The 11,654-nt window shown below is 67.4% G+C and carries 5 protein-coding genes and 2 pseudogenes; 6 read left to right on the top strand and 1 reads right to left on the bottom strand.

Features of this window, described 5'->3' with window-relative positions; genetic code table 11:
* Positions 1-152: 152 nt before the first annotated feature.
* The 5 genes and pseudogenes from K9U41_RS18940 to K9U41_RS18920 form a co-directional block, all read left to right on the top strand.
* Positions 153-272: pseudogene (locus K9U41_RS18940) on the top strand (JAB domain-containing protein); the annotation flags it as partial.
* Between the two features lie 140 nt (positions 273-412).
* Positions 413-1,000, top strand: coding sequence for a TetR/AcrR family transcriptional regulator (locus K9U41_RS18935; RefSeq protein ID WP_282642425.1), 588 nt, complete (start codon positions 413-415; stop codon positions 998-1,000).
* 42 nt (positions 1,001-1,042) lie between these two features.
* On the top strand, positions 1,043-2,359 hold the full coding sequence (locus tag K9U41_RS18930) for a glycosyltransferase (protein ID WP_282642424.1): 1,317 nt from the start codon (positions 1,043-1,045) through the stop codon (positions 2,357-2,359).
* A gap of 481 nt (positions 2,360-2,840) precedes the next feature.
* A complete protein-coding gene (locus K9U41_RS18925) occupies positions 2,841-5,681 on the top strand; it encodes a hypothetical protein (protein ID WP_282642423.1) in 2,841 nt (946 codons plus the stop codon).
* Positions 5,682-6,030: 349 nt separating this feature from the next.
* The gene (locus K9U41_RS18920) at positions 6,031-6,798 is read left to right on the top strand and encodes a helix-turn-helix transcriptional regulator (protein ID WP_282642422.1); all 768 of its coding nucleotides are present in this window, start codon (positions 6,031-6,033) and stop codon (positions 6,796-6,798) included.
* Between the two features lie 93 nt (positions 6,799-6,891).
* Here K9U41_RS18920 and K9U41_RS18915 read toward each other — a convergent pair whose 3' ends face one another.
* Positions 6,892-11,205, bottom strand: coding sequence for an autotransporter domain-containing protein (locus tag K9U41_RS18915; RefSeq protein WP_282642421.1), 4,314 nt, complete (start codon positions 11,203-11,205; stop codon positions 6,892-6,894).
* Positions 11,206-11,211: 6 nt separating this feature from the next.
* Between K9U41_RS18915 and K9U41_RS18910 the strand changes: the two are divergent.
* A pseudogene (locus K9U41_RS18910) lies at positions 11,212-11,654 on the top strand (hypothetical protein); the annotation flags it as partial.

Raw genomic sequence — 11,654 nt, 5'->3', positions numbered from 1 at the left:
TGCCCTCCCGCAAGGCCGATGCCCAAAGCGCCAGCATATCCTCAACCGACGCACCACCAATCATCAGATCCCGAATCATGGTCGCCCATCGATTCAGAAACCCTAGCAAAACGCAACTGTAGTGCTAAGTGCCGATCGGGCTCGCGGACACTGACATCGACATGACCCGCAAGATCATCGAGGTGGCCAAGCCCCTCGGCATCGAGGTGCACGACCACATCATCGTCGGCAAGGACGGGCATGCGAGCCTGAAGGGGCTGCGGCTGATCTGACGCGGTCAGAACACAGCGCTTGCGGGATGGCGTGAAGCCGCTTCAGAGCGCGGGAGAGCTCCAGCGTGGAAACACCAGGCGGGTGCCATTGACAGGCTCATATTTCGTGTTACTCAATGTAACATGAAATGGAGTTGATCATGGCGGCGAGGCCCTATCGGCAGGTGGCGCGGGAGAGCGCGGTGCGCGGCACCGAGCATCAGATCGTCGAGGCCTTCGCGACGCTGATGGAGACGCGCTGGTTCGACGAGGTCACCCTGGACGAGATCGCCGCAGCAGCCGGCACCACGCGCCAGACGGTGATCCGCCGCTTCGGCAGCAAGGCCGGTGTATTGAGCGCGCTCGCGGCGCAGCAGGACAGCACGATCCGGACGCATCGCTGGCAGGACGCGCCGGCCGACGTCGCCGGCATCATCGGCGTCCTCATCGCCGACTACGAGCGCAGCGGCGATCTGGTGGTGCGCACGTTGAACCAGGAGGATCGCATCCCCGAGTTCGGCGCAGTTCTGGACCAGGGCCGCAGCGGCCACCGGGAATGGATCTCGGACATGTTCCGCCCGTGGCTCGACAAGTGCGAAGGCGCGCGGCGGGACGACCTGCTCGCCGAGCTTCTGGCGGTGACGGACGTCTGGGTCTGGCACCTCATGCGCCGTCGGCAGGGCCACGATGCCGAGCGGACACAGCGCCTTATGACGCAGATCGTGGAGCGGCTGCTCCGCGAGGAGTGAAGGGCGCCGGCGCCCGAACGCCGGCATATAAGGAGGATGGAGATGGAACCCACACTGGCCCCCACGGGCCGGCTGCGCATCGTCGTGGCCGGATGGGAGGGCGGCGGCAACGTGCCGCCGACACTGGCCGCCGTCGAGGCGCTCTGCGCCCGCGGCCACGACGTGACCCTCGTCGCCGACGATTCCATCGCCAGCGACGCACGGGCGGCGGGCGCGCATTTCGTGGGCTGGAAGCGGGCGCCGAACCGGCCCGACCGCTCGGCTGCGAGTGCTCCGGTGCGCGACGGCGAGTGGCCCGATCCGTTCGCCGTCATGGCGGCCTGGTCCGAGCGGGTCTTCCTCGGCCCCTCCGAGGCCCATGCGCGCGATCTCATCGACGTGATGACGGTGCGCCCGACCGATCTCCTGATTGCCAGCGACCTGCTGTTCGGAAGCGTGCTGGCGGGAGAGGTGGCGCAGATCCCCACCGCTGTCCTGGCGCCCAACGTCTCGCTCTCCCCGCTGCCGGGGCATCCCCCGTTCGGTCCCGGCTTCCTTCCGGCCGCGAGCGCCGCCGATCACGCGCGTGACCGTGCGGCCGCCGGGGCGGTGGAGGCATTGTGGAACGGCTTCCTTCCGCATCTCAACGCCGCGCGCACGTCGCTGGGGCTTCAGCCCCTCGCCCGCGCGCTTGACCAGATGCGCGCGGCCGACCTCCAGTTGCTGGCGACGAGCGCGGCCTTCGATTTTCCCGTCGCCGGGCTTCCCGGGGAGGTCCGCTACATCGGGCCGCTGCTGCGTGAGCCGAGCTGGGCCGCGGGGCGCGGGGATGGCTTCGAGGGAACGGCGGGGCCGCGCGTGCTGGTCTCCTTCAGCACCACGGAACAGGGGCAGCGCGCCGTGCTCGCCCGCCTCGTGGAGGTGCTCGGCGCCCTGCCGGTGGAGGCGATCGTCACGCTCGGCGACATGCTCGAAGCCTCCGACCTTCCGGCCCGTCCCAATGTGCGGGTCGTGGCGTCCGCCTCGCATGAGGCGATCCTGCCGCGAGCGACCCTTGCCATCACCCATGGCGGGCATGGCACCACCCTGCGCGCGCTCCGGCACGGCGTGCCGCTGCTGGTCCTGCCCATGGGCCGCGACCAGAACGAGAATGCCGCGCGTGTCGAATATCACGGCGCGGGCCTGAGGCTCGACCCGGCGAGCGACGCCGGCGCCATCGCCGCAGCCATCTGCCGGCTGATCGATCAGCCCGCCTTCGTGCAGAATGCGCGCAGGATCGCCGATGCCCTGCGTGCCGAGGCGCCGGCGCGGGAGCGCTTCGTTGCGGAGATCGAAGATCTTGCGGCCCGGCGTCGGGCCCGTCCGACCTGCGCGGCCTGAGGCGCCGCCTCCAACATTTCACATCTCTTGTGGTCGTGACCTCCGCATTCCCCCGCGGCGGAGGAATGAGGAGCCGTGCCCCGGCGTAGGTGTAATCCGCGCCGGGGCACGCTCACGGCCGCGGCTCCATTCCGGCTGGGGGAAGAGTTGGCGATGGAGAGCGTTCTCGCTGCAAAGGAGGCCACCGGAGGGGGCTCGGTCATTGACCCTTGGCAATCGCTGCCTCTGCCCCCCTGCTACAAAAGAGAACGCGTTGCCCGATCAGCTTGCGATGCAAGCAGATCGACGGGTGCTCTCGCGGGCTGATAAGGCTAAATCCTACCGCCGCAGAGAACTGAGCCCGACATAATCACGAGCAACGTCGGTCGTTCAGAACCGTTTTCCCAAAGCGGAGCCTTCACAATGTGCGCCGATCGTGGGAAGCAACTGGATCGAAAGTCGATTTGCCTTTCGGCCCGTGGCGCTTCCTCCGGAGACTATAATGATCGGCGAAATCGGGAGCTTCGGCGTGCGGCGAGGCGGCCACCGCCGTTATCTTTTGGCATTTTGCGCGATCATCGCGGTTTCCGCTGCGCAGTGCCTGCCTTCCGCGGCCCAGGTGCCGGATCGCGCCAGCGTCGGCGACTTTGACGCCAGCAAGCTCCCGCGGGTTCCCGGTGCCAAGGACGTTTTCGCCAGCCCAGCTACGACGATCTTCGTCTCACCCCAGGCGATCGGCCCGACGGCTGACGCGGTCGAAAAGGCGCTCACCGCCCTCGGCTGGCAAAAATATGCCGCGCCAAACGCGGCCTCTGCTGAAAACCCGACGATGAAGACCATGACGTTAAAGAAGGGATCGCAGGCCCTCAACGTTTTCATCACGGTCGCGCCAGCGCAGAATAACGCCATCAGCGTACAATATTCCGCTGTGCCGCTGAAGGTGGACCTGCCTTTCACGGCCGATGCCGCCAATATCGAATATTCGCCAGACAGGCCGTCGTTGAGCCTGACAAGCGGCGAGCCGGTCGAAAAGCTCCTCGATTTCTACCGCCGGGAACTCGCCGGCCGCGGCTGGTTCCTGTGGTCGGCAAGGGCCAATGGAAAGCAGGCGCCGGGAGGTCCTTCGGGAACGCTCCATGACGGCGGGGGCTACGCCTATTTCGTCAGCGACCAGAGCCCGAAAACGGCCTTGGCACTGGTGCTGCAGAAGGCCGACGCCGGAAAGGTCAGGGTCGAGATCAAGCCGCAGCCGATCAGCATTCTCGAGAACGCCCGCCAAGTCTATCTCAGCCGCGACAATGTCGCGCCTCTGGTCGTCGTCTCCGATCTGCCGCGCCTCCCGGGCGCACGTGACACGGGAAAGTCAACCGCCGAGCGCGTATCTTACTCCGTTCCCGGCAATGTTCCCGCCACGACCGCGGCGATCAAGGCACTGCTGGCTGCCCAGGGTTGGAGCTTCTATGTGGTTCCGCTGGATGACCGGCATTCGACCTGGCTGACCTTCATCAAGGGGCAGCAGGGCCTTTCGGTTCGGTTCACCCTTTCGCCCGGCAGGAACGAGGACACCACGGATCAGACCACGGTGGAGTATGTGGCCGATCGGTTGCAATTCGCGCCGCCGGTTCCGGACGACGCCCTCGACGTGGTGTTCGACGAGCATCGGCCTTATCTCAGCCTGACCTCCGGCGGCACGCCGCAGAGCCTGCGTGAATTCTATGCCCGCAAGCTCGCCGAAAGCGATTGGGAGTTGCTCCCGGATGCGGACATCGCGGCGAAATGGCCGAATGCGAAGCTCGATCCAAAGCCCGCGAATGGTGACATCGCCTATTTCACGCGCGGCAATACCCGGCCGCTCGCGCTCGTCTTGCGGGCAAGCGACCACGGCAGGACGTTGGTGGAGCTGAAAACACCCTTCTTCGCCGAACTGCAATCGGTCGAGGCCGATGGCGACATCTTCGGCCTGCCGGTCCCCAAGCCGCGCAGGAATGCGGGTGGCACGAATGGCGGGACTGGGAGAGAGATCCACGTCCAGGTCCAGGCGAGCCTCGAAGCGGTGCTGTCGTTCTACAGGGGGGCGCTTTCGGCGCGCGGGTGGAACGAGGATGCGCCGCGCAGTACGATCGGTCCGGACGAGGCGGTGGTGAATTTCACCTTTCCCGAAGGCACGGCGACTCTGAAGGTTGCTCGCCAGTACGGGCTGACGACCGTCAGCCTTATAGAGAAAATCACCAAGCCCAAGACCAATGGCGTGACGGGCGGCGGCTCGGTCAATGACATGCTGCAGCAGGCCCAGCAGATGATGCGCGCGGCCGAATCGATGCCCGGCGGTGCCGCGATGCCGCAGGCCCCCGCGCACGGGGCCGGCGATTCCGTCGAACCGCTGCGGCCGCTCGCGGGCGGCAGCGCGCCTATCCCGCTCCCGGAGACCGCGCGGGACGTCGATTTCGACGGCGAGGACGGAACGCTCCAATTCACGAGCGCGTCCAACGTCAAGTCGATCGCCGAGTTTTTCCGGTCGGCCCTGAAGCAGTCCGGATGGCGCGCGAAGCCAGGCGTGATCAACAACGCAAACATGGCGCAGCTCCAATTCGCCAAGGGGAACAAGGATCTCTCCATCACGGTCATGAAGATGGGGCCCAGCACCAATGTGAATGCGCGGGGCTCGGGCCTGCAGATTGCGGGCGCGAAGCCCGATGAGCCCGCCCAGAAGAACGAAAGTCGTACGGGCGGTGCGCCAGCGCCGTCGGCAGATGATCTCATCGTCGAGGAGAGCGCGGGGCTGCCGGTTCCCAAGCGCCACACCATGTCGGAAGGAACCCAGACCCCGTTCCGGCGCGAGCTCAACGCCAATGTGCCGCTCGACCTCGCCGCGGTTCTGGAATTCTACCGGCGCGAGCTTGGCAATCGAAACTGGAAAGAGGAGGCCAAAGGCCAGGTGGTCGCGGCCGACCGTGCGACGGTCCGCTTCGCCTCCCCCGAAGGGCCCGCCGTGTTGAAGCTCGGTCGAAAGGGCAATGAAACAACGGTCACCCTGAGCCTGAAAAATCCGGAGGCGGCCCGGAAAGCGGGCATTTTGCCGGAAGCCGGAAAGGCCCGCGTGATGTTCGGCAATATCATGCCAGACGAAGTATCACTCACCTTCAATAATCGGGCGATCAAGGTCGCGGGAAATGCTGGAACCAAGGCGCCTGACGGGCCAACCTTGGATCTCGCGCCCGGAAAATACAAATATTCGATCAGAACAGGCGGAAGGGTTCAGGCCGACGAAGTGGAGGTTCGCTCCGACGAAACCTGGGGACTGATGATCGGCCCCGGGGGGGTGCTGGCGCTGCAGGCCTATTGATCGGCATGGAGTCCGGTTTCATACGGGCTCGCATTGGTGACGATTCAGACGGCGGCGAGGGTATCGGCTGCGTCCTCACGGTGCCGGCCTTCGATTCGTTGGCGACGTGAGAGACGCCGCCTTGTGTCGGCCTCGTCGATGAGGGCGCCGATCTGCTGGATGCTGCAGAACAGGCGTGCAAAGGCGAGCGAACGGTCTTTACGCCATGCGCGTCTGCGGCCTGATAATCGCGCCTTCCAACATCGCGCCTTTTAGCCTATCGCCTTTTGAAAGGTCCCGTGGTGTTAGTCGACGGAGCGAGGATTCTGCGTTTGATGCGGCGCGGATGAAGGCCGGGAACGTGAGCGCCGTGAACCTCGAAGCCATACACCGCCTCTGGGACGAATTGTCGGACTTCGAGGCCGGTCAATCACCGATAGCGGCCGCCCACCTCATGACGGCGCTCTGCGAAGCGACGGGGGCCTGGAACGCCACTTGGGCCGGTGCCATCCGTCTTGGGGATGTGGCCCCCGCCGATCCCCTTCAGGGCTGGCGCGTCGCGGCCATGCAGGCCTTGCATCCGGTCCAGCCGCACCCGGATGAACAGCATTTCAAGGAGATCATGGAGGTCTGGGACCGCCGCGAGATCGATCCCTCCTTCCTTCTGCCCATGCAAAACGTAGGCACGTTCCGAACCTATTCCTTCCGCCGGGAACTCCCTTCGGACTGGTTCGAGACGCCGTTCTATCAGCGGCACTACGGTTCGGTGGGGACGCACGATGCGGTCTTCGTCGCCTTTCCCCTGAATGCCGATTGCGAATCCCACTTCGGCTTTTATTCGCGCAAGACCTTCACTGACGAGGGGATCGCGCAGCTCGTCCACGCGCTGCGCGGCATCAAGTGGTTTCACCGCCATCTCATGCTGGGGCACGGCCTCATCATGGCCTCTTCGCCTCTGACGCCGGCGGAGCGGCGGGTGCTGCATATGCTGCTCACCAAGGCCACGGAAAAGGCGATCGGTCGCGAGCTGGAAATCGCCACCTCCACGGCCCACCAGCACGTCACGCGCATCTTCCGCAAATTCGGCGTGAGCAGCCGCGCGGAACTCATGAGCCTATGGCTCAATGGCGCCGGCTAACCGCTAATCGGTATGGGTTCTTCCCGGCCACATCTCGGAGGCTGACTAAGCCTCCAAGGGAACCGATGAGCCATTCCTGAGATAAGCCTTACCTCAGAATTTCCAGGCGAATTCCGCCGAGAACGCGCTCTGGGAGGCGCCGGAGGCGATCTGCCCGTTATATTTGACCGAAAGGGTGGCAAGCTCGGAGGCGGCATAGCCCAGCCCCGCGCCCACCAGCACCGCATCCCGCGCGATGGGGGCGCCCGCCACCTGGAAGGGTGTCGTCCCGCCGGCAAAGAGCATGCTCGCATACGGCGTGGTGTCGCCGAAGGCGTGCTGCCAGCCGAGGGTCACGCTCGGGGTCAAAGGCCGCCCCAGCACACCGATGGAAGTGGCGAGCCGCATGCCGAGCGTCGAATAGGTCGTCTCGAACGATGCGGTGCTGACGCCGAGCGCCGCCGCCCCGCCGGTCTCGGTGAGGGAGGCGCCATCGAGGTTGAGATAGGCCAGCCCCGCGAACGGCTCCACGTCGATGGTGCCGAAGGTGACGCCATAGGCCAATTCGCCGAAGGCCTGGAAAGAGCCTGAGCTATAGCCGCCGGAGAGCGTCTCATAGAAGCCGGGGAAGGCGACGGTGCGGTCCAGGGAGACATCGTGCCAGCCATAGGTCAAGGCCCCGCGCGTGGCGAGGCGGCCGAACTGGGCCGCGCCGTAAAGGCCCATGTCGTAAGTGTCGATGGAGCCGGAGGAGGCCCGGTCCGCCATATCGAAATTGGACCGGCCATAGCCGCCGAAGAGGCCGGCGCGGGCAGTCTCGCTCACCGCCACGTCGGCGCCGATGAGGAAGCCGCCAATGGTGTTGGAGACCGAGGCCGCATTGGTGTTGCCGTTGGTTTCGCCCCAGCCGCCATAGCCCTGCGCCCACAAGGTGGGGGTGAGGCCGGCCCCGAGATGGGCGGTGGCCGGCGCCTTCACCGGCATGGCATAGCCGAGCGGCGCGGCGCCTTCCGGCGTGAGCGCCTGGATGAGGCGCGCGCCCACCGCATCGCGGACATAGCTCGATTGCTGCACGATCACCGTGCCGGCCGAAGCATAGGCCTCGCCCGAGAGCGCGGCGAACGTGGCCCCCGGCGTTGTGCCCTTGGGCAGAGCGAGAATGGCGTCATAGATGGGATTGCCGTCGCCGAGGGTCTGGGCGGCGTTGGCGGCACCGGCCTCGTTCGGCGTGCGGGCGAAGGTGGTGAACGCGATGTCGTTATAGATCAGCCCCAGATACACATTGTGAGTGTCGTAGGAGAGGCCCGGATCGAGGAAGATGTAAGTGCTGGTGGGCAGGTCGCCGGTGAGCGAACCGAACGTGCCGGTGACCGTGCCGGAGGTGGTGATGATGGCGTAGGCCGTTCCCGGCAGGAACACCGCCGCGCCGGCATTCACGGCGACGGATGCGCCGGAAGACAGGGTGACGGCCCCCGTGGCATCGATGAGGTCGTGGTCGCCGCCGGCGGTCACGTCCACCCGGTAGACCGAGCCGGAATTGAAGGCGACGTCGCCCTTCACGGTGAGGGTGCCCGGCGAATTGCCCGGTGCCGCAACGCCCCCTGAATTGACCACGAGCCCGCCGATTGTGCCCTGGCCGGCCAGAACGCCGCCGGTCTGCACGGTGAAGACGGAGGCGCCGAGGGCCGCATTGGCGAGGGTGACGGTGCCATCTTCAACGAATGTACCGCCGCTGAAGGTGCCGGACGATCCGAGCTGCACCGTGCCGCCGCCGCGGAAGGTCATGGTGCCCGCGCCGGAAAGGCCGCCGCTGAAGCCATAGGCATCGGAGCGGTCGAAGACCAAGGCGGCATTGTTCAGCACATCGCCGGTGAGGGAGCCCGTGGTGCCGCCATCGCCGATCTGCAGCGTGCCGGCGGAAATGGTCGTGCCGCCCGCATAGGTGTTGGCGCCGGTGAGGATGAGGGCGGACGCCCCCTCCTTGGTCAGGGTGCCATCGCCGGAGATGACCCCGGCGAACGTGGCGTCTGAGCCCTGGTTGACGGTGAGCGCCTTCGTGCCGAGCGCGATCGCCCCATCGGTGCTGCCGGACAGGGTCCTGATGGTGGTGCCGGCGCCGTCGATGCCGGAGATGTCGAGCGTGGCATTCACCGCGACGGCGGTCGAGTTGGCGATGGAGCCCGCGCCCGACAAAGCCAGCGTGCCGGCGTCGATCACCGTCTTGCCGGTGAAGCCGATGTTGGCGCCGGTGAGGGTGAGGGTGGACGCCCCCTCCTTGGTGAAGGCGCCGCTGCCGGAGAGGACGCCGGCGAATGTGGCGTCGGCGCCCTGGTTGACGGTGAGCGCCTTCGTGCCGAGCGCGATCGCCCCATCGGTGCTGCCGGAGAGGGTCTTGATGGTGGTGCCGGCGCCGTCGATGCCGGAAATGTCGAGCGTGGCATTCACCGCGACGGCGGTCGAGTTGGCGATGGAGCCCGCGCCCGACAAAGCCAGCGTGCCGGCGTCGATCACCGTCTTGCCGGTGAAGCCGATGTTGGCGCCGGTGAGGGTGAGGGTGGACGCCCCCTCCTTGGTGAAGGCGCCGCTGCCGGAGAGGACGCCGGCGAATGTGGCGTCGGCGCCCTGGTTGACGGTGAGCGCCTTCGTGCCGAGCGCGATCACCCCATCGGTGCTGCCGGAGAGGGTCTTGATGGTGGTGCCGGCGCCGTCGATGCCGGAGATGTCGAGCGTGGCATTCACCGCGACGGCGGTCGAGTTGGCGATGGAGCCCCCGCCCGACAGAGCCAGCGTGCCGGCATCGATCACCGTCTTGCCGGTGAAGCCGGCATTGGCGTTGGTGAGGGTGAGGGCGGACGCCCCCTCCTTGGTGAAGGCGCCACTGCCGGAGAGGACCCCGGCGAATGTGGCGTCTGCTCCCTGGTTGACGGTGAGCGCCTTCGTGCCGAGCGCGATCGCCCCATCGGTGCTGCCGGACAGGGTCTTGATGGTGGTGCCGGAGCCGTCGATGCCGGAAATGTCGAGCGTGGCATTCACCGCGACGGCGGCCGAATTGGCGATGGAGCCCGCGCCCGACAGAGCCAGCGTGCCGGCGTCGATCGCCGTCTGGCCGGTGAAGCCGGCATTGGCGCCGGTGAGGGTGAGGGTGGACGCCCCCTCCTTGGTGAAGGCGCCGCTGCCAGACAGGGCGCCGGCGAATGTGGCGTCTTCGCCCTGGTTGACGGTGAGCGCCTTCGTGCCGAGCGCGATCACCCCATCGGTGCTGCCGGATAGCGTCTTGATGGTGGTGCCGGCGCCGTCGATGCCGGAGATGTCGAGCGTGGCATTCACCGCGACGGCGCTCGAGTTGGCGATGGAGCCCCCGCCCGACAGAGCCAGCGTGCCGGCGTCGATCACCGTCTTGCCGGTGAAGCCGATGTTGGCGCCGGTGAGGGTCGCCGTGCCGTCGCCGGCCTTGGTGAAGGCGCCGCTGCCCGAAAGGGCGCCGTCCACCGTTGCCGTGGTGCCGCTCGCAGTCTCCAGGGTGCCCCCGTTCGTCAGAAGGACGAGGTCGCCGGAGAGCGTGAGGCTGGCAGTGGTGCGCAGGGTGCCGCCGTCGAACGTGGTGGTGAGGAAGGACGGGCCGGCCCCTTCCAAGGTCTTCGCATCGGCGATGGCGAGCACGCCGCCCGTGAGGGTCCAGCTCAGGCCGCTGGCATTGGTGCCGGTGCCGGTCCACTCGCCGCCCACCACCGACAAGGCGTTGAAGCCCACATATTGGGTGCCGGAGAGCGAGCCCGAGAGGGTCGGCACCACCTGGCCCACGTCGAACGCGGCCGCGGCCGTGCCGCCGAGCGTCAGGGCATCGCCGCCATTGGTGGTGCCGCTCAAGGAGAGCACATTGCCGGTGAAGGAATAGCCCGCCTGAAGCTCCAGCGTGTTGCCGCCGCCGGACAGCTCCATCGCATTGGCGCGCGTCACCCCATCGCCGGAGAGTCCGCCGACAATGGAACCGGCGTTCTTGATGGTGGAACCGCCGGTGGAGATGACACCAACCGCGCCGAGACCGCCCACGCCGTCCACTCCAGGGTCGCCGGCAGGGGCAAAGCCGCTTCCCCCGCCCTCCACGCGAGCCCCTCCCAGGCCCCCCAGTCCGGCCATTCCTCCGTCGCCGCCGATGATCGTGCCTGTATTGGTGAGGCTGAAGCCGGAGCCGCTCACGCCGGCACCGCCATTGCCCCCGTTCCCGCCGTTTCCGCCCGTCCCGCCTTTGGCGGGGATGGCGCCGCTGCCGCCGCTGCCGCCCGCGCCGCCATCGCCGCCCTTGCCGCCGCTGATCGTGCCGGAAGTGGTGATGGAAAAATCCGTGCCGGTGACGCCGTCACCGCCCGCGCCGCCGTCACCGCCGCGCCCACCATTGCCGCCGCCTTTGGCGGCACCCGAGACGTTCACAGAATTTTGGAAGTCGCCGCTGCCGCCAGGCCGGAAGGAACCGGCCGACCCGCCAGAGCCGCCTGCGCCGCCTTCACCACCGGTGCCGCCTTCGGCTCCTGCGCCGCCCGCGATCGATCCGGCATTGGTCACGGTGAAGGAACTGCCGCTGACGCCTGCGCCGCCGGCTCCACCCGTGCCGCCGGCGCCACCGGCTCCCCCCACACTGCCGTCGCCGCCCCTGCCGCTTACGCCGGTGCCGGAGGCATCACCCACAGCGGGACCGACGTCAACTCGTACGTTGCCGCCCACGCCGCCCTGGCCTCCGACGCCCGCGGCGCCCCCGGCGCCGCCTTCGGCTCCCGCGCCGCCTGTGAGCGTTCCGCGGTTCGTCAGATCGAAGAGCGTGCCGGTGACGCCGACGCCCCCGGCGCCCCCGGTCCCGCCTTCACCCCCGTTGCCGCCCGCAC

Origin of the sequence: Xanthobacter autotrophicus (assembly GCF_029991245.1) — a bacterium.
GTDB lineage: Bacteria > Pseudomonadota > Alphaproteobacteria > Rhizobiales > Xanthobacteraceae > Xanthobacter > Xanthobacter autotrophicus_C.
Note: the sequence above shows the minus strand (reverse complement) of the source record. Positions and strands in the feature narration are given on the sequence as shown.

Coding starts and splice junctions, on each gene's coding strand:
- K9U41_RS18935 (WP_282642425.1), top strand. CDS start 413: ATGGCGGCGAGGCCCTATCGGCAGGTGGCGCGGGAGAGCGCGGTGCGC.
- K9U41_RS18930 (WP_282642424.1), top strand. CDS start 1,043: ATGGAACCCACACTGGCCCCCACGGGCCGGCTGCGCATCGTCGTGGCC.
- K9U41_RS18925 (WP_282642423.1), top strand. CDS start 2,841: ATGATCGGCGAAATCGGGAGCTTCGGCGTGCGGCGAGGCGGCCACCGC.